The sequence below is a fragment of the Paraburkholderia sp. genome (assembly GCF_047605525.1).
Taxonomy (GTDB): Bacteria; Pseudomonadota; Gammaproteobacteria; order Burkholderiales; family Burkholderiaceae; genus Paraburkholderia.
Map to the genome: position 1 here is coordinate 170,493 of NZ_JASGFN010000007.1, position 23,910 is coordinate 194,402.

Below are 23,910 nucleotides of genomic sequence, written 5' to 3' on the forward strand. Positions count from 1 at the left end.
GGGGGCGCCATGCGGGCGCTCGCTCACAATTGACCCGCGACCAGTTGCACGGCGAGACTGCTGACCGACACCGCGACCCATACGCCTAGCCCGAGCAATACCGGACGAATGCCCGTCGCCGCCATGCGCCGCAGATTCGACGACAGTCCGATCGCCGTCAGCGCGACGATGATCATGAATTCCGCGGCGTCGTGGATGACCGGCTGCCAGGTCGCGGGAATCAGATTGGCGGTGCGGATCGCGGAAGCCACCAGAAACCAGAGGATGAACCACGGAAACACGCGCGACAGACTGAACTGCGCCGCGCCTGATTGCTTCGCGCGATACGCGACGGCGACGGTGAGCGCGAGACAGATCGGAATGATCAGCGTGGCGCGCGTGAGCTTGACGACCGTGGCGTAGTCGCCCGCGGCCTTGCTGTAGGTATAGCCGGCCGCGACCACCGACGACGTATCGTTGATCGCCGTGCCGGCCCACATGCCGAAGCCCGCGTCCGACAGATGCAGCAGATGGCCGAGCGCCGGAAACAGCAGCACGGCGACGAGGTTGAACAGGAAGATCGTCGAGATCGCGAAGGCGGTCTCGTGATCGTCGGGTTTGATGATCGGCGTAACCGCGGCGATCGCCGAGCCGCCGCAGATCGCCGTGCCGACGCCGATCAGCAGCTTGAGCTTGCCGCCCACGCCGAGCAGCTTGCCGAGTCCCCACGCGGCGACGCCCGCGACGGTGATCGTGACGGCCGTGACGGCGAGCGAATGCATGCCGGTGCGCGCCACCTGCGACAGGCTCAGGCCCGCGCCGAGCGCGATGATCGACCATTGCAGCACGTGCTTCGACGCGAAACGGATGCCCGGATCGTAGCGGCTTCCGGGCGAAAACACGTTGCGCACGATGATGCCCGCGACGATGCCAATCACCGGACCGCCGACCACGGGGACCATGCGCCCGAGCCACAGCGCGAAGCCGGCGATCGCCGCCGCCAGCAACAAGCCGGCGAGCGAACCGGGTTCAGTCGGGCGACCCGACTGTGAGCCGACGGACAGGGATTTGGCAGACACGATCGATTTCCTTTCGAGGCGCGACAGCGAACCGCCGCGCGGTTGTGATCGCGGCGCTTAAACGGGTTGAAGAGTTTCAGTCGGTCCGGCCGTTCGGCGTTTCCGGGTGATAGGGCTTGAAGCCGTAGTGCTCGAAGATCGCCAGTGCTTCGGGCGAGCGGATGAAGTCGAGCCAGCGGCGCGCGGCTTGTGGATGCGGCGCGTTCGCGGCGACCGCGCCGGCGTAGATCGCCGTGGTGTTGTCGGCGGGGGAGATGTCGACGTGGCCGATCGGATGACCGATCTGCTCCTGGAACACCGCTTCGGATTGCCACGTCACGCCAGCTTCGACCTTGCCCTGCATGATCCACAGCGGCGTCTGCCGATGATGGATGTGCGTGAGCTTCGTCGATCCATCGTTCACCTTCGACGTATAGACGCTGTCGACCAGCGCATCGCCGCCCGCATGCGCGAGCGACGCCTTGATCTGCCGCGCGATGCCTTCGAATTGAGGATTCGGCATCGCCAGCTTCACTTGCTGCTTGCCGAGATCGGCGAGGTTTTCTATGTGCGCGGGATTGCCTTTCGCGACCATGATCGTCAGCGTATTGGTCGCGTACGGGACGGCGGGCGCGACCAGCTTCCTGCGGCCGATCTGCGTCTGCACCGCTTTCAGACCGGCGAGATACACGTCGGGCTTCACGGTCCACGTCAGATTGCCGACGGTGATCGTGCCGCCGTCGTCAATCTGCTTGACCAGCATGCCCGGCGGGATCGTTTCCCAGTACAGGTGGCCGCGATACTGCGGATAGCGCGTCTCGAACGCCTTCACGAGCGGTGCCATCGCGAAGTAGTAGTTGCCGCCGACATACAGCGCGAGCGCCGCGTGCTGCGGATCGCCGTGGAAATCGGCGAGATTGTCGGCGTCGGGCTCGGTGAAGTCGAAGCCGCGGTCGATCGCGTCGTTGTTCTCGCCGTGCTGCCACGGCGGCGACAAGGAAGCTTGCGACGACACGTCCGCCGCCTGCACCGACGCGATGGAAACGATCGCCGCAAGGCTCGCGATCACGGCCGCGAACACGCGCGTTTTACGCTGGGACGTTGACGTCATGATGATGGGCGATGAATGTCGGTCAGAGCGGCATCAGCACGTAGCCGTCGGATTCGAGCGTGGTGATCGTCGTGAGGCCGGAGAGCGCGAGCGTCACGTCGTTGGCGAGCCAGTCGTATTCGAAGTGATGTTCGGCGACCGCCTGGCCGCACACGGACACGGTCACGCCGGCCTTCTTCAACTCGGCGATCAGCGGCAGATTCGGATTGGGCACGCCGAAGCTCGCGCGATAGTGCGCATCGTCGAGCGCGAGCGGCGTGGCCGCGCCATACGCGACCGCGACTGCTTTAAGATGAGACAGCGGCACGCCCGCGGCGACGTACAGATTCACCGTACGCGCGACGTGATCGAGCCCCGGATTGACCTTGTCGGGCGATTGCGATGCCTGCGTCAGCGAGAACACGATCTTGTACGAACGCTTCGGATCCGGTTTGAACGCCGCGTCTGGCAGATAGTGGATCGTGCCGTAGTTGTGAATCGTCGGCGTAGACCAGAAGCCTTCGGTCTCGCCGCCCGCGGCGTGCGCGAGCGTCGCGCTGAACACGGCGATTATCGGCAGCGCGAGCTTGAGCAGGACAGAGCGGTTCATGAGCGTTTCCGATGTGGTTATGTGGTTCGAAGTGAGCGCAGTCTAGCAATCGCCTTTCGCGTCGAAAAATACATTCGTGATATGTGTGCGATGCCTGCACGTTATGGCGGCGCGCGCGGCGTCGAATGCGCGACGCGCCCACCATAACGGAGCCTGATGGCAAACATCCGGAATCGAGATTGGTGTAACCGTCGAGAGTCTGCGAAGCTTGCGGCGGTCGAACGGGTGCGCGGCGAATCGTCGAGAAGCAGGCATCCGCTGACGACGCCAGCAACCGGAACCACAATGAAAAACAAAGCGACACAGCAAGGGGCGTTCTCCACCGCCCGGTCGCGTCGATGGCTGCTCGCCACATGCCTGTCGATCGCCACGCAAGCCAGCGCATTCGCGCAGACACCGGCGCGTTCGGGCGCATCGATCGCGCAGCAGGGCATCGCGCCGTCGGTGCCCGCGTGCGCGTCGTGTCACGGCGCGTCGGGCGAGGGCAACACGGCGGCGGGATTTCCACGGCTCGCCGGCTTGCCGTCCGGTTATCTCCAGGAACAGCTCGCCGATTTCGCCGCGGGAACGCGTCAGCAAACCGTGATGTCGACGATCGCCAAGGCGTTGCCGATGGACGCCCGCGAAAGCGTCGCGAAGTATTTCGCGTCGTTGCCGGCGCCTTCTGGCGCAAACGGCGCGCAGAAGCCCGTGCAAGCCAACCCGACCGGCGAGCGACTCGCGTTGATCGGCAACTGGAAGGAAGGCGTGCCGGCGTGCGTGTCGTGTCATGGTGACGCGGGCAGCGGCGTCGGCGAGCAGTTTCCGGCGCTCGCGGGACAACCCGCCGCGTATCTGCGCGCGCAACTCGTCGCATGGAAGCACGGCGCGCGCTCGCCCGGACCGCTCGGGCTGATGAGCACCATCGCCGGGAAGCTTTCCGACAGCGAAGCGGATGCCGCCGCCGATTATTTCGCGTCGTTGCCCGCGGCGGCGCACGCTTCCGCTTCACCGCCCGCACAAGGAGCCGCGCGATGAAAACGACCTCATCGATCGCATGGACCGCGGTGTTCGTCGCGGGCGCGGCGGGCGCGCTCGCGTTCGGCGCGATCGCGCATTCGCTCGTGCACGAAGCGTCGTCGGATCCGAAAGTGGCCACCGTCAAGGACGCGGCGATGTCATCGACGGCGTCGGCGAGCGCCGGGCCCGCCCAAGCGCCGGCGGCGAAGCCGGCGTTCACGCCCGCCGATCGCCCGATTCCCGACGACGATTTCGGCAAGGTCGTGGCGCAAGGCCAGCGCATCTTCAACGATCCGGCGACCTACGCGAAAGCCTACGTCGGCAATCAGCTGCGCTGCGCGAGCTGTCACCTGGACGCCGGTCGCAAAACGGGTTCCGCGCCGATGTGGGCCGCGTACGTGTCGTATCCCGCGTATCGATCGAAGAATCATCACGTGAACACGTTCGCCGAGCGGCTGCAGGGTTGCTTTCGCTTCAGCATGAACGGCAAGGCGCCGCCGCTCGGCGATCCGGTGCTGGTCGCGCTGGAGACGTATTCCTACTGGCTCGCGCAGGGCGCACCGCTCGATCCGAAGATCCCGGGACGCGGCTACCCGAAGCTCGCGAAGCCCGCGCAAACGCCCGACTACCATCGCGGCGAACGTGTTTATCAGGCGCGCTGCGCGCTGTGTCATGCCGCCGACGGCGGCGGTCGGCACGCCAACAACGGCGTGCCCGCGTTCCCCGCGTTGTGGGGCGATCATTCGTTCAACTGGGGCGCGGGCATGGGCAGCATCAGCAATGCCGCGGGCTTCATCCAGGCCAACATGCCGCTCGGACAAGGGGGCTCGCTGAGCGATCAGGACGCGTGGGACGTCGCGATGTTCATCGACAGTCACGAGCGTCCGCAGGATCCGCGCTTCACCGGCGACGTCGCGACGACGCGCGCGAAGTTCCACGATTCGCCGATGTCGATGTACGGCAAGACGGTCGAAGGCGTGTTGCTCGGCAGTCAGTCGACGCCGAGCGGTGGTTCGCTGCGTAGCGCCGGCAAGCCATGAATCTGCGCTCCGACGCCGGCGCGACGATCTTCGCGCGCTGGAGATGGACGACCGGTCAGTCCGCGCAGCCATGATTAACCGGCACGGCAAGCGCTCGTCATATGACGTGAAACCTTCGCGTATTCGATGAATTTCACCCATCTTTTCGCCTTCCGCGAAGTGGCCCGCGCGGGCAGCATCAGCGCGGGCGCCGAGCGCTTGCGCGTCAGCCAGCCTGCGGTGACGCGCGAGATCCGCGAGCTGGAAGAGCGCATCGGTCTCGTGCTGTTCGACCGTCTGCCGCGCGGCGTCGCGCTCACCGAAGCGGGCCGGCTGCTATTTGGCCACGCCGAGAAAATTTTCACGCTCGCCGATATCGCCGAAAGCCAGCTGAATGAACTCGCCGGTCTCGACGCGGGCCATCTGCATATCGGCGCGAGCGCGACGCTGGGCGTCTATCTCGTGCCCGAACTGATCGCCCGGTTCAGCGATTCGCATCCGAAGGTGACCATCGATCTCACCGTCACGAACACGGAAAGCGTCGAGGCCGGTTTGCGCGAGTTGAAGTTCGCGGTGGGTTTCGTCGAAGGACCATTCGACGCTTCGGTGCTGCATGCGTGTCCGATCGGTCAGGACGAAATCGCGGTGATCGCCGCGTCGGATCATCCGTTGATCGATACGCGCCTTCAGGCGACCGATCTCGTCGACAAGGCGGTCGTGATGCGCGAGCCTGGTTCGGGAACGCGCGCGATCGTTGAGGATGCGTATGCGAACCGCGGTCTGTCGATCCAGCCGCTGATGTCGGTCAGCGATACCGAAGCGATCAAGCGGATGCTGCGCGTGAGCCGCACGCTCGCGTATCTGTCGGTGCTGAGCGTGCGCGACGAACTCGCGCGTGACGAATTGCGGGCGATCGAAGTCGAGAGCATGCGGATCGATCGGCAACTTCACATGGTGTGGCTCAAGGAGCGCACGCTGTCGCCCAGCGCGCGTGCATTCACCGAGTTTGCAGCGTTGCGCCATGCGTGCGTCGAAGCAGCCTTGTGATGCCGGGTCGCGACACGCGTTGATCATATGGGGGGAACAGGTATAGCGTTACAAGCAGCAATCTTTCGTCGTCGCGCAGCGTGGCGTATGCGTTCAGCGCAGCCAGAGTGCCGTAGCGGTCGATGGTCGGCTCTGACGAGCGCCGGGCGCTTGAAGCGGCGCGCGCCGACGTGAAATCCCAGCGCGGTGCCCGCTCTGGAACCGGGTGGTGCGTTGCGCGGACGGCCAGGAATTCCGCTCGCATCGCCATCCCGCTGCTATGACCGTTCTGTCGCGTTCTGCCTGAACATCTGCATGCGCAGCGCGATATCTACCATCATTCTGGTCTCGTGTCTCCTAAGATCCACTCCGCTGAGTTGCTCGAATTGCGTCAGTCGATACCGGACTGTCTTCTGGTGAACATGCAGCGCGGATGCCGTGGTCTGAAGAGAGCAGTCGGAATCGAAATACATGCGCAGTGTCTTCGCCAGTGCCTGATTGTGCTTGCTGTCGTAATCCACCACGTCCCCGAGGATCGATCCGACCAGACCTTCGAGATCACTGTCGTGCCGGATCGAGAGCAGCAAACCGAGCACCCCCAGCTCATCTGATATCGCAATTTCGTCGGCGCTGAATTTGGTCGCGGCAAGCAGGGATATCGCCGCTTCGCGATGCGCCGACCGGAAGTCTCCACTGCCTCCGCTAATCGAGCTGACGCCCCATGTCGCGCTGAAGCCATGAAGTTTTTCGGACGTCGCTTTCTGAATCGAATGCAGCACGCGTCTGATCTCGTCGCTTTCCCTCCCGCAAACCAGCGCGATCAAAAGATTGCCGCGTACCGTAAGCAGTTTCAGGCCAGCCGCCTCGAGACCGCGTGTGCATTGCTCAAGCGCAATCCGGCGATTGCGCTCCGCGGTGCCGGCGTCCCAGCCTTCCGCGCGACTGATCTCGTCGAGTGCGGCGATTGAGCCATGCAGAACCCGATGTGGTCCATTCAATTCGATTCGTAGTCCCTTCGCGCGGGAAACGGCGGCCAGCCGTACCTTCGGATCTCCCTCGAGCAGGTCCCACAGGAGCTCGCTGCTGACCTCCGCTCTCGCGAGCATGGCCGCGCGGCTTTCGAGATAGCTCAACGCACACGCGATGGCTCCGGCGCCAAGCGCCATTTCCGCTACGTCCGCGGGCTCCGATTCGGCGATGAGACAAGCCCATCCGACTTCCTCGGTGGATACGACGATCGGTTTGGCCCGCAGCCAGAAACCGTCTATGCGTCCGCGGCACTCGGATTCGTCGTTCCGGGCCTGCCGGATCAATTGGGGAAGGTGCGAAAGTGCCGTGGTGACATGCTGGCTGAGCGCATGTCGCGTCATCGACTGCATTTCGTCGTTCACGATCGCGACTTCCGCATGGGCAAAACGTGCGATGGCGCGTGCGATGCCATCCATGCCTTCGCCCGCCAGAACCGCTTCGATCATCGCCTGCTGGATGGCGGCGGATTGCCCGAACGCGCTGTTCTGGTCCTTGAGTTGCGCATTGGCTGCCGCCAGCTGTTCAACGGCGCGCAACTGCGTTTCGTACAGGCGGGCGTTCTGTATGGCGATCGCGACGAGATCGGCAAGCGCCTTGATCCGCCGTACGTCACGATCGGAGAAAGTCGATTTGCGCCGCCGCCAGACCTCGAGCACGCCCACCACTTCATCGTGAATTTTGAGCGGCGCGGCAAGCGCCGAATAGGCGTGCTCGAGCCGGGCAAGATCCATGTAGTCCGGGCTGATGGTACTGTCCCGCACGTATTCGTCGACCCGCACCGCTTCGCCGGTTTCAAAGACACGCCCCGCTACGCCGCGGCCCTTCTTCATCCGCAGATTGGCCGTCTCCACACGAAGATTGCCGACGCAACTGCGCATGACGACTTCATCTTTTTCCTTGAGGAACACGCCGCAAATGTTCGATGACAGCAAGCGCAGCGTTTCGTGCGTCGCGCACGATAGAACCTGATTCAGTTCGCGAGCGGACAACGTCTCTCTGACAACGCTTTGCAATCCGCTGATCTCATCGAGCGCGGCGACTACCGCACGTCCGCGACTGGCCGCGGACGATGCGAGGATGAATGCGGAGCAGAGCAGATGCAGGTTTTTTTCCTGCGCGGCGGTCGGTGAATAGCCGGGCAGGAAGATCGCCTCGAAGCCGGGCGCGAGCGGCACGTAACATCCGTGCCGGGAAACGCACACTTTGCTCTCATCGCGCTGAAATTCCGGAAGACCGGCGAGGAGATGGTCACTGTACTCGACCGTCAGCGGGCTCTGGGGAATCCACTCGCCGTTCGCATAGCGGAGCACGATCAGGGCGTCGATTCCCGTTGCCGTGCGCGCGAGATCGAGTGCCAGTGACGTAACCGACTCGGTGCCGTCCTGAACCGCGGCGGACAGTGTATCCAACGCCGTCTGCAACGAAAAATCCGCGATCGAACCCTTCCTGCCGGCTGTCGCGACTTCGTCTGCACGATAAATATCCATCGTCACTCCGTCGGGCGGCGTTTGTTGCGCTGCCGCACCAGTCGTTTTCGCTTACCGATAGCCCGATGTATCGCCGACATCCCTGTTTGATCCAATTGGCGTTTTCCCTTGGAGCCAGGGTTTTTTCCTGATGGAGACCAAATATCGCCCTCCGCGCGCGCTAATTTATCTCCCGGAGATAAAAATGGAGCGACGATCTAACCGCGAACGCCATACGAACGGGCGGAACGGGCGGCTATGATCCTTCCAACACCCAGCCGCTGGCACAGCCCGGATGGACTGGTGAAAACCTGTCTGGAGATGCCGAGGTCGGCCCTGGCTGTTTGCACGACGCCGGCCCGCATGGACACCATGGCGCGGAGACAATGTCATGAAAAGCCGTTTCTTCCGGCACACGGACGATACATGGCGAATCTACCCGGCGAATGCCGGTCGGCCGGCATTCGGGGCTCTCTGTCACCAGACTCACTGATCACGTTCCGGCATCACCCATCGAGTGATGACGGCCAATCAGCTACCTCGGAGTGAAAATGATCAAGGCAGAAGACGCACAGTTTCATGCAGCAGACGCAGACAAGCCAAACTGGGCCGAAACCAACTACTTCGGCTTCTATAGCGCGGAGGCGAATATCAACGTCGGCGTCTATGCGCTTTTCCGGCCGAACCTGGGCGTGGTCAATTCGACAATAAGCATAAATTCGCGGCGCGCGGTGACTCCGTGGCACGCGGACTTCAACGACCTTCAGTCGCACCTGTTGATTCCCGAGCCGAGAAATCTCCTCGACTACTCACTCGCGAACGGCCTGAGCGTCAAATGTCTCGAGCCCAATATGGTCTGGACGATCGATTACGACGACGGCCAGCAGACGGAGATTCATGTCAGGTGGGACTCGCTGATGCCGCCATTCGACATTCACGATCCCGGGATGGATCCGATCGTCGCGGCGCAAAAGGAAGCGGGGAAGTTCGCGTGGGGCACCGCGTATAACGGCCACTTCGATCAGACGGGACTCGCCACGGGTTACATCGTGCTGCGTGGCAAGCGCTACGAGATCGACTGTGTGTCGACGATGGATCATAGCTGGGGACCGAGGCCGGAGCGCGGCGCACCGAACATGAGCTGGCTACACGCCCATTTCTCCGGGCGCTTCGCGATGCACGCGATCTTCGCATTCGATGAAAACGACGGTGGCAAGCGCCTCACGCTTAGTCACGGGTACGTGCTTCAGGACGGCAAGGTGTATGGCCTGAAGGCCGGTACTGGCAACACGATTCGCGTGCTGGACCGTTACCCCGAACACATCCAGCTGGCCGTCACCGATAGCGCGGACCGGACCTGGGAGTTCACCGGCGACGCCACCACGACGTTCCCGTGGCAATGCTGGCCGAACATGGTGGCATTCAATACGTTGACGAAATGGCGCTGTCAGGGAGAGACAGGATACGGAGAGGTGATGGACTTCTTCGAAACGCCGTCGATGACCCGCCTGAACAGCGAGCATCCAGCTTCCCTTCTGGATAACCGGGGGTAGTCGTGCCGGTGCGAATGATTCTGTTCGACCTCGACGGGACCCTCGTGCAGACGAGAGAGGCGTCGTGGGTCGTATTCGAGAAAGTGAACCGGCGATTCGCGCTCGGTGTCGACTCCGCCGAAGCGTTCTACGCATTGTTCGCGTCCAACTTCTTTGCGGGTTTGAAGGAAAGATGCGGCGACGACGCGCTAGCGGGCGAGGTCAAGAATTACTTCTTCGACCTGTTGCTGAGCGAGTATCGTCCGGCCGTCATCCCCGGCATGCGAAGCGTCGTTCGGAATCTTGCACTTCAATTCCCGCTTGCCGTCGTTTCATCCAATGCGATGGGCGCAATTCGGCATGTGCTGGACGAAGCCAACATTGCCCAGTGTTTCGGCCATGTTTTCTCGGGAGACGTCGAACCGGACAAGGAAAGCGTCATTCAGAAAGTTCTTCGGGACCCGAGCTACGGCTTTGGCAGAAGAGGAACCCACAGCTACGACGAGACAAGCGGCGCGCACTCCGGCGACATCGTGCTCGTAACGGATACGGTCGGTGACGTCAACGCGGCAAAAGCCGCGGGCGCGCGCGCGGTGGGCGTGTCCTGGGGTATGCATGCGCCGGATCGACTCGCTGCCGCGGGTGCGGAGTTCGTCGCGGTCTGGCCGGAGGAGCTTCTGATCCATTTCCACGAGAGCGAGGGCCCGGACGTTTCTCCATGACGTGACATACGGATCTTCGCGCGGCTAGCGGATTCCGAAAAACGGACGGCTGCTTTTATCCCCGGTGGATAAGGGCAAGGAATAAGAGTTTGACTAAGATTGATTCGGCAGTAACGGGATCGTAGATCGAATGGTTGTTGAACCAGACAGGACAGCGCCACATATCCAAGGAGACAGAAATGACTGTAGTTGCAGAGGGCTACAACGCGTTCGAAACGAAAAAAGAGCCGAGCGGAACGGTCATGTATTTGCCGGATCCTCAATCGGTCGTGAAGCTCATTCAGAGCGGCAAGCTGAAGGACCATATCCTTCTGGTCCGCGGCGGTACCACGACCTTTCTCGCGCCTGCGCTTTCGATGGGCGCAATCGGCGTGATCACGATGTCGGGTGCCCCCGAGTCTCACCTCGGCATTCTTTCGCGTGAATTCCAGATTCCTTGCATCATGACCGCGCACCTGAAGAATAGCGAGTCGCGCTATGAAGTGGGCAATACCGATGCCGCGCACTTCGACGAGATCATCAGGGAACTGAGCGGCAAGCAGGTCACGCTCAAATGCTCAAACGCCGACGTTGGTCAGGTCGTTCTGTAAAGCGCGCAAAAATAGTCAGGAGACGAAGATGGATCAGCCAAATAAGAGCACATATAAGAAGCGTTACGAGAAGGACGACGAGGGACTACGCTTCCAGTCCCTGGAGTACACCGGAAACTATGCGGGGCTGCCGCCGGTTTCCGACGGCATCGCCGGAGATCGCGAAATGCGCTCCCGTATGAAGACGGGTGTTCTCGAAAAGGTGACGAAAGAAGACGTATTGAAGCCGGAATTCACGATCGACGAATTGAACGATCTGAACAACTACTTCGCGTGGAACATCTGGGACGTTCTCGTGATGCGCGCCACTGAAGGCGTGTCGGGCATGATTCCACGCCAGGAATACGAGATTCTTGCGTTCATGCAGGAATTCTATCGGTACCCGGAGTTCATGCGCCTGATTACCGACCAGCTCGGACCGCAGGGCGTGATGGACATCGGCGCCAGCGCGCGCAAGGAAATCGGCACCAAGATCAACTGCGTGCACGACTGGTGTCTTGGTGCAGTGGCATTCGGGATGGGACGTTGCGGGTTGCTGGCGCTCGAAGCGATCGGTCCTGACGATTATGTGGAAGAGAGCAACACCATTCTGAAGTTTGCCCAGCGCGTGCTATGGGGAAAGCGTCAGGACGGCTACATCCTGAATTCACAGGATCGCTATCGCTGTCAGATTCACGATCAGGAACTGCTCGACCGCCTGGTGGGCGAGGTCGAGTACTTCGAAGAGGACTCGGACACGTTCAAGGAACTGACGGCCTTCAACGCGGCCGCTGAACTCCTCGCGTTCTTCGATCACTACGACTGCCGGCTGGGTCTCGGCGATACGGGGCCGTACGAGCTGAAAGACGGCAGGATCCTGATCATCCGCGATCTGTTCGTCAATGAAGACGTTTATCACTGGAGCGACGTGTGCGAAGGCCTGCCGCACTGCTTCACGCTGGCACTGGTCATCGACCCGGAGAAGCTCGCGCTCGAGGAGATCCGCGTCAACGACATCTCCACGACATTCACCATTCCCAAGAACTACGTTCCCGCCATCTGCGGCGCGGCGGTGTTCGTTCGCGAGGCATGGGATACGCCGATGGGTGAAGTCTACCCGGTGAAGATCAAGGACCTCGCGTCGCATCTCGACAGGATCAAGGAGGCGACGTTCAAGCTGTACAAGAAGACGCTGAAGATGCCGCGCCGCGAGCTTTGCACCAACGGGATTTACAGCTATTACGTCGGCATGATCCTTCCTCATCTGCGCAAAGCGGGTCTGTATGACCACGTGAACGAGAAACTGAACTTCTGGGAACTCGATCAGCGGGTCTCGAACTACTACTACGAGATCACCAAGCGCAATTTCGTGCAGTCCGTGGTTCCGCAGAAAATCTTTTCCGGGCAAGGTTATCTGCCGTTTTCCAAGGACGCGGATATCCGGCACTCGAAGTACGTCTGGCTCTGACGACAACGTGCGGCGGAGCTTCGCACTCCGCCAGCAACAACACATGGAGACATGTTCATGTTGACGGAAACCGCATTTCTGGTCCTCAACGCGCTGTACCTGAAGAAGATGGCGAACGTCAGCGGGCTGATCGAATGTGTGCATCTGCCGGAATCGACGGTGCGGGACGCACTGCGCGATGCAATTCAGGCAGGCCAGGCCATCGATCTGAACGGTGAATACCTGCTGGATACCACCGGCCGCCGGGCAGTGCTCGAATACTACAACGAAGCCTACCTGCCGAAGCGCGCGGCAGTCCTCGACTGGTATCAACGGTTCGAGGTATTGAACAGCCAGTTTCTCAAGCTGGTCAGCGAATGGCAGACCTCCGACGGCGAGCCGCGCGTGCTGGCGCAGTTGACGAAGGTGGTCGAGCGGCAGATCACCGCGCTGCGCAAGATCGAGGCGGAGATTCCACGATACGGCGTCTACGCCGGCCGCTTCGCCACCGCCTTGGAGCGGGTCGATCTGGGAGACAGGTCGTTCGTCACAAATCCGCGCGCTGACTCCATCCACAACATCTGGTTCGAGTTCCACGAGGACATTCTCGCGGTCGTTGGGCGTCCGCGCGAGACCGTAGAGGATCTGCACTGAATATGGCAGCTATCAAGTACCTGTGGGATGTCGACACTATCGATCCGAACGACAAGGCGCGCTTTGGCGGCAAGGCAAGCGGTCTGGCGAAGATGCGCCAGATTGGGTTGCCGGTTCCGCCGGCTGTCGTAATCAGCACCGACGCCTTCAGGGCGTTCCACGACGCGGGTGGCAAACTGCCCGCATCGTTGAGTGACGAAATCGATACGGCGATACACCTGCTCGAACAACGCACGGGCAAGTCGTTTTGCGGAAAAGGTATTCCGCTGCTGCTGTCGGTCCGATCGGGCGCGAAAATCAGCATGCCCGGGATGATGGACACGATCCTGAACCTCGGGCTCGACGCGGCTTCGGCGGCTGAATTTGCGTCGGCTTGCGGAGCGCGCGCTTTCGTCGAAGACACCTGGCTGCGGTTCTGGGCGATGTACGCGGATACCGTGCTGGGCGTCGATCTGGAATCGCTCGCGCCGGATCTGAAAAAAGCTCTTTCGCCGCCGGATCAGCCGGCCGCGGACGCGTTCGCGCGCGTCGAGCGCGAGATTCTCGCGGCGATCGAATCGGAGCTGGGCGAACGGCCGTCTGCCTCTGCGCGAGAGCAGCTCGAGCGTGCGGTGATCGCGGTGTTCGACTCCTGGAACTCCGCGCGAGCCAGGGCCTATCGCAAGCATCACCGCATTCCTGACGACCTGGGAACGGCTGTCGTCATCCAGGCGATGGTATTCGGCAATCTCGATGCCGAGTCCGGAACCGGCGTTGCGTTCACACGTGATCCGATGACCGGTGAACGGCGGCTGTTCGGCGAATATCTGGCGGGTCATCAAGGCGAGGACCTGGTCGCCGGAACGAAGACCCCGGATTCGCTCAGCGCACCTTCGCCGGCCATTTCGGGCATCGCCGAAGAAGTGCGCTCCGTGGGCGAGCGGCTCGAAGAGATTTACCGGGATGCGCTGGATATCGAGTTCACGGTGGAGAGGGGAGAACTGCATTTGCTGCAGGTGCGTCCGGCGAAGCGTACGGCGGCATCCGCGGTCAGGATCGCGGTCGAAATGACCAATGAAGATCTGATCGACCGCAAAACCGCTTTGGCGAGAGTCACGGAGGACCAGTTACGGCAACTCGTCCGTCCCGGGTTCGTTCCTTCGGATCTCGAAGCCGCGAACGAAAACGGCAGCCTGCTGGTCGGCGGCGTCGGCGCATCGCCGGGCCATGCGAGCGGCGTCGCCGTGCTCGACAGCGACCGGGCCGTCGAGCGTGCGGCGACGGGTGAAGCAGTGATCCTCGTTCGGCCCACCACGAGTCCGCTCGACGTCAGGGGCATGCTCCATTCTCAAGGCGTAGTGACCGCCCGCGGCGGTTCGGCCAGCCATGCGGCGGTCGTCGCGCGCGCGCTCGACAAGCCGTGCGTGGTCGGTTGTGGGGCGCTCGAAATCGACGAGGCGTCCCGCTCCTTCAAGGTGGGTGACCGGGAGCTTCGGGAGGGCGATCAATTGTCGATCGACGGTAAGACCGGGAGTATTTACGTCGGCGCAATTCCGCTCGACGATACCGGTGCGTCGAATCCGCACCTCAATCAACTGCTTGCGTGGGCGGAAGAGGCATCGGGTGTTTGCGTGTGGACTTCGGCGCGCATGGGCGCCGAGCTCGCCGCGATCGGCAGGCGGCATCCGGCTGGCGTCGGGATCGTGCCGATCGTCGATCTGCTGATCGCCCATGGAGGCGCACACGGCCTCGTGGACGCGGTTCAGGCGCTGAGTGCGAATGCATCCGCGCCCGCCTCGAAAGTCGAGGAGCTGTTCCAGCAGAACACCGCAAACGCGTGCAAAAGCTTTTTGACCGACAGTCGTGATTTTCCCGTCGCACTCCGGTTGCCGCGGCTGAGCGGATCGCGGGCGCGCCATATGGTGGACGGATGGGCCGCGCTCGAACCGGGAATGCTCCTGCCCCTGGGTGCGCCGCGACTGATGAACGGTTTGCTGAAAGGGGTGGCCGAAGCGGCGTCGGCTGCCGGGCATCGATCCGTGTCCGTCGCGCTCCCCGCGGTGTCCGAGGTTCTTGAGATCGAGGCTTTCAAAAAGATCCTCCAGTCGATCGGAGGCCTCAAGCCGGCCGTGCTCGTCCAGAACGCGGCGATGCTGTCGGAGCTCGCAACGGCGACGATCGACGGCGTGGAGATCTGGGTCGATGTGCCCGAACTCGTTCGTACGTTTCACGGGTGGCCCGATGAAATGTCGTTTTCCGCCGAGGTGATCGACCGCTACGAAGCGGCGGGAAACTACTCGCGTTCGCCGTTGAAAACGCTTGAAGGTTATCTGCTCGATTCGTTAGCACGGCTTTCGGCCACTGCAACGGAGCGAGGCTGGAAGGTCGTCGTCGAGATGGGGGCTTCTCCGGTGATGGAAATGGTGCGTGAGTTGTATGGGCTTGGATTGCGGCACTTCTCGGTTCCCGCGGAAAAGGTCGAGATGCTGCGTCTGTGCCTCGGGCATTCCAGCATCGGCAAAACGGCGTTCGATTGATCGGCGTGCGCGCGTTGCGAATAGAGATGGCGTCCATAACAGAGCGGTGAGGTGTGGGCAGGTGCCCCGAACCGGAGGAAGACATGGAAATCAAGGCAGCGGTAGTCAATGAAAAGGCCGGCAAGTTCAGTATCGAAACGTTGAGTCTGGACGACCCGCGTCCCGACGAAATTCTCGTGCGCATCGTCGGTTCCGGCGTATGTCACACCGACCTCGTCGTCAGGGACCAGTACGTGCCGATTCCGCTACCCATCGTGCTAGGCCATGAAGGCGCCGGCGTTATCGAAGCGGTGGGGCGCGACGTCACGCGTTTCAAAAAGGGCGATCATGTGGTGATGTCGTATCACTCGTGCGGTCACTGTCCGAGTTGCGAAGAAGGAGAACCGGCGTACTGCGATCATCTGATGCCAAATAATTTTAGTGGGCGCCGGATTGATGGCTCCGCATCGGTAAAGAAAAACGGCACGGAGATCAGCGCCAATTTTTTCCAGCAGTCGTCGTTTGCGACGCACGCGCTGGCGACAGAGCGCAACGTCGTCAAGGTGCCGGATAGTGTCGGCGTGGAGCAGCTTCCTCTCTATGGTCCGCTCGGCTGCGGCATCCAGACAGGTGCGGGAGCCGTGCTCAACACGTTGAACCCGCGGGCGGGTACTTCGATCGTCGTGTTCGGTGCCGGTTCCGTGGGGTTGTCCGCCGTCATGGCGGCACGTCTGGCAGGCTGCACGACCATCGTTGCGGTCGACCTGAATCCCGCGCGTCTCGATCTCGCCCGGCAGCTCGGGGCGACCCACATCATCAATGCAAAGTCAGACGATCCGGTCGAAGTCGTCAAGTCCGCGACGAAAGGCCGAGGCGCCGACTATTCGCTCGAAACCACGGCGTTGCCGCGCGTGCTGCGCCAGGCGGTCGAATGTTTGCACGCCCGCGGCGTGTGTGGATCGATCGGCCTGCCGCCCGCGGGAACCGAAGTCACCCTCGACATGCTGTCGATTCTCTTTGGCCGCACGCTGCGAGGTGTGATCGAGGGCGACAGCGTGCCGGGCATTTTTATCGGCCGGCTGATCGAATTGCATCAGCAGGGCCGATTCCCCGTCGAAAAGATCATGACGCACTATCGGTTCGACGAAATCAACAAGGCAGTCGCCGATACGGAGGAGGGGCATGCGATCAAGGCCGTGCTCCATATGGAATAGGCAACCGGATCGGATAGCGTGCAGCAGCAACGAGATTGGAGAGAGAAATGAAGATTGAAAACGCAGTATGGGGGACGCAAATCCCCGCTCGTGAGTTTGCGATGTCGATCAACGGAAACCGGGTCGTGTCGAAGGACACGGACTTCGCGATCAACCCCGCGACCGGGCAGCCGATCGCAGCGTATCCGCTTGCAACCCGCCAGCATCTCGATCAGGCGGTGCAGGCGGCGAAGACCGCATTCGATACATGGCGTCACACGAGCTTTTCGGAACGTCAGAAGGCGCTGAACGGTCTTGCCGACCAGATCGAGGCGAATTACGAAGCCTTTCTCACGCTGCTCACGATGGAACAGGGCAAACCGCGCGCCGGCGCGGAGTGGGAAATCGGCGGATCGATCTACTGGTTGCGGGAAATCGGCAAGCAGTCGCTGCCGGAAGAGGTCGTTCGTGACGAAGGCGAGAACAAGGTGGTGACACGTTATACGCCGATTGGCGTCATCGGGGGCATCACGCCGTGGAACTTCCCGCTTCTGCTGGCCGTGTGGAAGATTGCGCCGGCGCTGATGGCGGGGAACACGATGGTGTTGAAACCGTCGCCGTACACGCCGCTGTGCACGCTATGGTTCGGCGAATTGGCGCAGAAGATCCTGCCGCCGGGTGTGCTGAATATTGTGTCCGGCGGCAACGAGCCGGGCCGATGGATGACCGAACATCCGGACATCGGCAAGATCGCGTTCACCGGTTCGACGGCGACCGGCAAGAAGGTGATGGCTAGTGCGGCTTCGAATCTGAAGCGCCTGACGCTCGAACTCGGCGGAAACGATCCGGCTATCGTGCTGCCGGACGTCGACCCTGAAGCCATTGCCAGGGATCTGTTCTGGGCCAGCTTCCAGAACAGCTCACAGTTCTGCGTGGCCACCAAGCGCCTTTATATCCACGAACAGATCTACGACCGCGCGGTCGCAGCGCTGGTCGACTACGCGCGAACGGTGAAGGTCGACAATGGGCTGCTCGTCGAAAGTCAGTTGGGACCGCTGCAGAACCGGATGCAATACGACAAGGTGCGCGATCTCCTGCGGGACTCGGTCGCGCAGGGGCATCAGATTCTGCTCGGCGGCCTTCCCACCGACACCAGGGGCTTTTTCATCCCTGTCACGATCATCGACAATCCGCCCGACGAATCCCGGTGCGTGGTCGAGGAGGCGTTTGGTCCGGTCCTGCCGGTGCTGAAGTACCGCGATATCGATGAGGCCATCGATCGCGCAAACCGGACGGAATACGGTCTTGCGGCCTCGGTGTGGTCGGCGGACGTGGCAAAAGCGCAGGCAGTCGCGCGGCGCCTGGAAGCCGGCACCGTGTGGATCAATCAGATCCATGTTTTCGGCCCCGACATTGCGTTTGGAGGCCACAAGCAATCGGGCATGGGCATCGAAAACTCGCTTCATGGGCTGGCCGGGTACTGCAACATGCAGACGATCATGGAACGACCGCTGAATGTTTGATGCCGTCGGATGATCCCGGGAATATCCATACATTGATCTATAGGGAGATGCAAATGGAGCAGTCGATCGGTGCGTTGTTGACGCACTCGGCGAGGAAGTTCGGCGGCAAGACTGCTCTCGTCGTTGACGGAACGGAATGGTCGTTCCGTCAACTCGACAACCTGTCGTCCGCCATCGCCAACGGGCTGAGAAAGCGAGGCGTGAGTCGCGGCTCGGTCGTGTCGTTGTACTCGCCCAATTGTGTTCAGTGGGTCGTTAGCTACTACGCGGTTCTCAAGCTCGGCGCAGTGGTCAATCCGTTGAACCTGATGCTGACGCCGGCGGAGGCGGCGTACGCGGTGAACGATTGCAAGGCAGTGGCTGTATTGGGCTCGCTGGACAAGGTTGCGCCGCTTCGCGAGGCGCTCGGCAACGCGGGCGCGCGGCTGATCTCATTCGGGGATGCGGCAGAAGCCGGTGAATGCCTTGACGATCTGCTTTCCGAGGGCAGCGAAGGATTTGTTCCAGTCGATGACATCCGGGCCGGCGACATGAGCACCATCGGCTATACGTCCGGCACGACGGGTCATCCAAAAGGGGCGATGTTGTCTCACGGCGCGATCCTGATGAACACCGCAATGACAGCGATGTTCCATGTGCGCACGGAGCGCGATACGGTCGTCAGTGCGCTCCCGTGTTCGCATGTGTATGGAAACATTGTGATGAACAGCGCCATTGCATGCGGTATGACGCTGGTGCTGCACGCGGTGTTCGACGCCCGCTCCATCCTGTCGAGCATTGAGACCTACAAGGCCACGCTGTTCGAAGGCGTGCCGACGATGTACATGTACCTCCTCAATTCTCCCGAATTGGGCGATTACGACATATCGTCGATCACGCGGTGCACGGTCGGCGGCCAGACGATGCCGCCGCACAAGATGAAAGAGGTCGAGAGCAGATTCAATGCGCCGCTTCTCGAGTTGTGGGGCATGACGGAGCTAGGCGGCCTCGGAACCACGCATTCCTTCTATGGACCGCGAAAGCATGGGTCGATTGGCGTGCCGCTGACTTTCTGCGACGCGCGCATCGGGTCTCTGGAGCGGCCTTGCGTGGAGCTGAAGGTGGGAGAGATCGGCGAATTGCAAATGAAGGGGCCGATTACGATGATCGGCTATTTCGGTCGTCCGGAGGCGACGGCGGAGACGATCGAAGCGGACGGATGGCTTCACACGGGTGACCTCGCATATAAGGACGAAGAAGGTTTCATCTTCGTGGTGGATCGTCTGAAGGACATGGTTATCACCGGTGGGTTCAACGTCTATCCAGCCGAACTGGAGCGCGTTCTATGCGAGCACCCCGCGGTTGCGATGGCCGCTGTAGTAGGCGTGCCTGACGAGACCAAAGGAGAACTGGCCAAAGCCTTTGTCGTCCAGAGGAATGGGATCGCGCTCGATCCGGAGAACGTGCTTCAGTTCTGCCGGGAGCGGCTCGCCGCGTACAAGGTGCCCCGACTGATCGAGGTGGTCGACGACCTGCCGAAAACCAGCTCCGGCAAAGTTCTGCGACGCGAACTTAGAGCGCGGTCGTTGACCGGCAATACCGTGTCGTAGTCTTTTTCCCTGATCTTTTTCATCGGGATGCATTGTAGAGAGTGCGTCCCGACGATTACGCTCTCCTTAGGCGGTTCCTGATGATTAGCGCTGCGAACCTAACCAGGTCGCAGCGCTTTTTTGCCTGTCCGCGCGCGCACTACCAGAAGACCGCTCTCCAATTTGCTCGCGAATTGATGCGCGGTGATGGATAGAAACGGGGCCAACGTTTTATCGGCGGCGAACCTATCGTCGCTCTCCAACGATGCATATCGTCATGGTACGGGTACGCAATCGGCAAACCGTCGAACGTCCCCCGATAAACGACGACGCGTGGGCAGCAACATCGGCCCATGCGAAAAGAACAGGAGACAATGATGAGACGAACCTTGATTGCAGGTGTGCTCTTTGGGCTTAGCATGTCGGCGATGGCGCAAAGCAGCGTGACCCTGTACGGTATTCTTGACTCGAGCCTTCTCTACCAGAACAGGACGGTATCAGGCCACAGCGGTGTCGCTTTTGTCGACGGCGCGTACCTCCCATCCGTCTACGGTATTCGCGGGCGCGAGGATATCGGCAACGGGTATGCGGTCAACTTCAATCTGCAAGGCGGCTTTTCGACCGGCACGGGTGCGCTGGGGGATTCCAATGGCGGCATCTTTGGCCGGGCCGCGACAATTGGATTATCGGGGCCGTTCGGAGATGTGAAGTTCGGTCTGCAGTTTTCGCCATTTTTTCTTGCGGTCACGAATGGCGATCCGCGCGGAATGCCTCAATTCGGCAGCCAGCTCGTTCAGTACTTCCAGCAATTCGGCATTACCGGGATTTTCGACAGCAATGCGATCGTCTACACGACGCCGAGCTTTTACGGACTGGTCGGTGCGGTGGAATATGCGGTGGGCGGCGTCGCCGGATCGACGAAGAAAGGCCGAAGCATGTCGGCGTCCCTCACGTTCGATCGAGGCTCGGTCTACGCGAACGCGGCGTACTACACTCATGCCGACGAGGACACCGGCCAAACCGTTGCAATCGGCAAGACTGCTGCGATCGGTTACACGATCGGATCTGTCTTCGCAAAGATAGACTGGGTCAACTATCTGAACCCGTCGTCGACGGCGCCGCTGTCCAATGTGAACGTCTATGGTGCGGGTGCTGTGTGGCATACCACACCCGCGCTTTCACTCAACGGCGGATTCTATTACGCGACCAACAAGGGGATGAGTGAGAACAAGTCCCGGATGTTTGCGTTCGGTGCCGACTACGCGCTGTCAAAACGGACCGTCGTCTATACCCAGGTCGGTATCGTGCACAACCAGGGCGCATTCCAGACCAACCTGGCCGTGCTGGCGCCTTCGTCGTTCGCGGTCCCCACGGGACAAACGACCACGGGCGTGAACCTCGGCATCCGACACACATTCTGACTCGCGCTGTGAATCGAGGATAGCGTCATGGTCCACACTGACTTTCCAGTCGAGCGGGTGCTTCTGACGAACGACGACGGCATCGACGCGCCTGGCTTACGCGTATTGGAGGAAGCCGCTGCGTCGATTGCGCGCGAGGTCTGGACGGTTGCGCCGGTCGAGGATCAGAGCGGTAAGTCACACTCGCTGAGTCTGTACTCGCCCATCAGAGTGGATCGCCGCGCGGAGCGGCGCTACGCTGTCGCAGGTACGCCGGGTGATTGCGTGGCCGTTGCGCTGGGACGGATCATGAAGGACTGCGCGCCCGACTTCGTCTTGTCAGGCATCAACTGCGGCGCGAACCTCGGGATTGAGACGGTCTTCTCCGGAACGGTCGGCGCCGCGATGACAAGCATGCTGCTCGCTGTACCCGCTATTGCGTTGAGTCAGGATTTTGTCGATAGAAACAAGGTACCGTGGGCGCGCGCGGCAGAACTTGCGCCGGAAATCATACGGCGGCTCGTATCGCTTCGTTACCCCGAGCCGGTCTGTCTCAGCGTGAATTTCCCTTCGGAGGCGGTCGCGCAAGTGAAGGCGCTACATGCTGCCCATCAAGGTGCAGGCTTGCTGCAAGGCGTGGAGATCATTTCGCGGTCCGACCCGAGGGACATCGAGTATCACTGGCTTCGGCTGAAGCATCGGCCGCATGGCGATGCTGCTGAAGCCGAAAGCGCGCTGCTCGGAGCCGGGCACGTCACGGTGACGCCGCTCAGGTTTGAACGCACCGCCCCCGATGTGCTCGAATACTTGCGGCGGGTCATCGCTTGAGGGATTTGTAATTGGTCGCAGACGAACCGGCCGACGACGAGATCAGGCTGTGCGAGGCGTTTCATACTCGAACAGACAAGACGGGGGTTAGGTTGCTAGCGCCTTGATACCGATAAACATCATCAGATAGGGCACGGCAGTGCCGAGCTTCAATCGGACGCAATGAAACCGACCCGGCAACGCCCCAGATATCAAGGCAATGCCGCAGAGCATCAAGGTCAGTGTGAAGACAAAGCCAAACGTCGTGGCGGCCTCTGCCAGACGCGCATGCACGAAGAGCGGCACGTAGAGCGCGAGATTGTCGAGGCTCGATCCGAAAAAAAGGACTGCAAGGCATATGACGCGACGTATCGCGCCCACCGGTTGACGGCGCGGGTTCAGGTCGCCGGTCCCGGCATCCGTAGCGCTACGCGAGTTGCGATTGCCGATCAACCTCTTGACGCCAATCGCAAGCGGGGCGAGTCCCGCGAGCCGTGATACCGGGGGAGGTAATGCAAGGCTAGCGGTCGCGAAGGCGGCTGCCATGCAGAGTACCAGAGTCGTACAAAGCATTCTGGCGACGGTGATCTCGCCGATGCGGGCCTGAGGGCTGGCGTACAGGCAGATCAACAGCGCATAGTCGTCTATGCTCGACGCCAGGAAAGCCAGCACGGCGGATGTCACCGTATCCAGAACGGTGAAGGGCAAGGGCGGGAAAATCGCCAGCACGGCCATGTGCGTCAGCGCTCCTGCGCGCCCGCAGACGTCACTTCGATACCGAGCATTTCTCGCACGGCATTGCGCATCAGATCGACCACTTCCTGGACACGTGAGCCGAGCCGATCGGTCGGCCCGGAAACGAGCAATGCGTAATGCCGCCCCGGCAGAGGAAGTGCCAGCGCGATCCCCATGAGACCCGGGGAGTACTCTTCGATGCCGAGAAACCATCCTTGTCGGATGGATCGCTCGATTTCGGCGTCGACTTCGTCCGGCGTCATGAGGGTCCTGGCCGTGTAATGAATATATTCCGCTCTTCTGAGTAGTGCCAGCCGCTCGGCGCGCGGTCGTTGCGACAGCAGCGCGCGTCCAGCAGCCGTGGCGTGCAGCGGTACGCAGTTGCCGACCTGCGTGGTGAACCGAACGGGATAGGGTGATTCGCTCACGCCCACGAACATGGCCTGTCCGGCATTGGGCGCCGCCAGTGCCGCGGTTTCGGCCGTCGCATTGGCGAGGTGGACGAGCAAGCCCTCCATTTCGAGCGGCGGCGTGTCGCCAATGCGGATGGCCTCGAGCAGTTCGGCCCAACGCGGCGACGGATAGACGCCTCCCTTTGGACGCGGTTCATAAAGGTAGCCGAGCGACTTCAGCGTTGAAAGCAGATTAAACGTACTGGAGCGCGGCCAGTTCAATGTTTCGGAGATCTCCGCGAGCGCTGCGGGGCGCTTGATCTGGGCGAAAAATTCCAGCAGTTCGAGTACCTGGGCGGCTTGCCTGACCATTGGCCTTTCACTCTTTCAATTGGATGGGGACGTCGTACGCAGTGTACCGTCGCCGCTTTTCGATAACTGCCCTGACGTTCTTGTTGCGGTCCTTCATTTCCGGAATCGCCGCTGCCACGCGCCTCCCGGTGCTTCAGTTCTCCCTAAACTGCTTAAGGGTTCATACCTGGGGACAATTTGTTCCTGTGTGTGAATAATAACTCAGTCGGCAGTCTCGTTCAAGTG

Annotated in this window: 20 protein-coding genes; 14 read left to right on the top strand and 6 right to left on the bottom strand. The window is 61.4% G+C overall.

The features are described from left to right. Positions 1 to 23 precede the first annotated feature (23 nt). The 3 genes from QM685_RS12525 to QM685_RS12535 all read right to left on the bottom strand — a co-directional run bounded on the left by QM685_RS12525 (position 24) and on the right by QM685_RS12535 (position 2,737). Entirely contained in the window at positions 24 to 1,058 is a 1,035-nt protein-coding gene (locus QM685_RS12525) for a YeiH family protein (RefSeq protein ID WP_415116264.1), read from the bottom strand. A 76-nt stretch (positions 1,059 to 1,134) separates the two neighbouring features. Further along, a complete protein-coding gene (locus QM685_RS12530) occupies positions 1,135 to 2,148 on the bottom strand; it encodes a substrate-binding domain-containing protein (RefSeq protein WP_415116266.1) in 1,014 nt (337 codons plus the stop codon). A gap of 22 nt (positions 2,149 to 2,170) precedes the next feature. Next, the gene (locus QM685_RS12535) at positions 2,171 to 2,737 is read right to left on the bottom strand and encodes a DsrE family protein (protein ID WP_415116268.1); all 567 of its coding nucleotides are present in this window, start codon (positions 2,735 to 2,737) and stop codon (positions 2,171 to 2,173) included. A 285-nt stretch (positions 2,738 to 3,022) separates the two neighbouring features. Between QM685_RS12535 and QM685_RS12540 the strand changes: the two genes are divergently transcribed. The 3 genes from QM685_RS12540 to QM685_RS12550 all read left to right on the top strand — a co-directional run bounded on the left by QM685_RS12540 (position 3,023) and on the right by QM685_RS12550 (position 5,802). Next, positions 3,023 to 3,754: a c-type cytochrome gene (locus QM685_RS12540; protein ID WP_415116270.1), complete on the top strand. Its 732-nt coding sequence runs from the start codon at positions 3,023 to 3,025 to the stop codon at positions 3,752 to 3,754. 137 nt (positions 3,755 to 3,891) lie between these two features. Continuing rightward, positions 3,892 to 4,776 (top strand): c-type cytochrome, encoded by an 885-nt coding sequence (locus QM685_RS12545; RefSeq protein WP_415116522.1) that lies wholly within the window; start codon positions 3,892 to 3,894, stop codon positions 4,774 to 4,776. A 126-nt stretch (positions 4,777 to 4,902) separates the two neighbouring features. Next, entirely contained in the window at positions 4,903 to 5,802 is a 900-nt protein-coding gene (locus QM685_RS12550) for a LysR substrate-binding domain-containing protein (protein WP_415116272.1), read from the top strand. Between the two features lie 257 nt (positions 5,803 to 6,059). Here the strand turns inward: QM685_RS12550 and QM685_RS12555 are convergent, their stop codons facing one another. Next, positions 6,060 to 8,297 carry a helix-turn-helix domain-containing protein gene (locus QM685_RS12555; protein ID WP_415116274.1) on the bottom strand — a complete coding sequence of 746 codons (2,238 nt, stop codon included), beginning with the start codon at positions 8,295 to 8,297 and terminating at the stop codon, positions 6,060 to 6,062. A 530-nt stretch (positions 8,298 to 8,827) separates the two neighbouring features. Between QM685_RS12555 and QM685_RS12560 the strand changes: the two genes are divergently transcribed. The 11 genes from QM685_RS12560 (at position 8,828) to surE (ending at position 22,207) form a co-directional block, all read left to right on the top strand. After that, positions 8,828 to 9,829 (top strand): hypothetical protein, encoded by a 1,002-nt coding sequence (locus QM685_RS12560; RefSeq protein ID WP_415116276.1) that lies wholly within the window; start codon positions 8,828 to 8,830, stop codon positions 9,827 to 9,829. Between the two features lie 14 nt (positions 9,830 to 9,843). Further along, positions 9,844 to 10,530, top strand: a complete 687-nt coding sequence (locus tag QM685_RS12565; protein ID WP_415116279.1) for an HAD family hydrolase — start codon at positions 9,844 to 9,846, stop codon at positions 10,528 to 10,530. A gap of 179 nt (positions 10,531 to 10,709) precedes the next feature. Next, on the top strand, positions 10,710 to 11,120 hold the full coding sequence (locus QM685_RS12570; protein WP_415116281.1) for a PEP-utilizing enzyme: 411 nt from the start codon (positions 10,710 to 10,712) through the stop codon (positions 11,118 to 11,120). Between the two features lie 28 nt (positions 11,121 to 11,148). After that, entirely contained in the window at positions 11,149 to 12,567 is a 1,419-nt protein-coding gene (locus tag QM685_RS12575; protein ID WP_415116283.1) for a hypothetical protein, read from the top strand. 57 nt (positions 12,568 to 12,624) lie between these two features. Continuing rightward, complete coding sequence (locus QM685_RS12580; RefSeq protein WP_415116285.1) at positions 12,625 to 13,200, top strand: hypothetical protein; 576 nt, start codon at positions 12,625 to 12,627, stop codon at positions 13,198 to 13,200. A 2-nt stretch (positions 13,201 to 13,202) separates the two neighbouring features. Then, complete coding sequence (locus QM685_RS12585; protein ID WP_415116287.1) at positions 13,203 to 15,716, top strand: pyruvate, phosphate dikinase; 2,514 nt, start codon at positions 13,203 to 13,205, stop codon at positions 15,714 to 15,716. Between the two features lie 83 nt (positions 15,717 to 15,799). Further along, the gene (locus QM685_RS12590; RefSeq protein ID WP_415116289.1) at positions 15,800 to 16,909 is read left to right on the top strand and encodes an NAD(P)-dependent alcohol dehydrogenase; all 1,110 of its coding nucleotides are present in this window, start codon (positions 15,800 to 15,802) and stop codon (positions 16,907 to 16,909) included. Between the two features lie 47 nt (positions 16,910 to 16,956). Next, positions 16,957 to 18,411 (top strand): aldehyde dehydrogenase family protein, encoded by a 1,455-nt coding sequence (locus tag QM685_RS12595; protein WP_415116291.1) that lies wholly within the window; start codon positions 16,957 to 16,959, stop codon positions 18,409 to 18,411. A gap of 53 nt (positions 18,412 to 18,464) precedes the next feature. Next, a complete protein-coding gene (locus tag QM685_RS12600; protein WP_415116293.1) occupies positions 18,465 to 20,000 on the top strand; it encodes a class I adenylate-forming enzyme family protein in 1,536 nt (511 codons plus the stop codon). A 353-nt stretch (positions 20,001 to 20,353) separates the two neighbouring features. Continuing rightward, entirely contained in the window at positions 20,354 to 21,400 is a 1,047-nt protein-coding gene (locus tag QM685_RS12605) for a porin (protein ID WP_415116296.1), read from the top strand. Positions 21,401 to 21,427: 27 nt separating this feature from the next. Next, positions 21,428 to 22,207 (top strand): 5'/3'-nucleotidase SurE, encoded by a 780-nt coding sequence (gene surE / locus QM685_RS12610; RefSeq protein WP_415116298.1) that lies wholly within the window; start codon positions 21,428 to 21,430, stop codon positions 22,205 to 22,207. 87 nt (positions 22,208 to 22,294) lie between these two features. On the opposite strand, the gene QM685_RS12615 is transcribed toward surE, so the two are convergent. Together QM685_RS12615 and QM685_RS12620 are read right to left on the bottom strand one after the other, a co-directional pair. Further along, entirely contained in the window at positions 22,295 to 22,921 is a 627-nt protein-coding gene (locus tag QM685_RS12615; RefSeq protein WP_415116300.1) for a cadmium resistance transporter, read from the bottom strand. A gap of 5 nt (positions 22,922 to 22,926) precedes the next feature. Further along, the gene (locus QM685_RS12620; RefSeq protein WP_415116302.1) at positions 22,927 to 23,685 is read right to left on the bottom strand and encodes an IclR family transcriptional regulator; all 759 of its coding nucleotides are present in this window, start codon (positions 23,683 to 23,685) and stop codon (positions 22,927 to 22,929) included. Positions 23,686 to 23,910 lie beyond the last annotated feature (225 nt).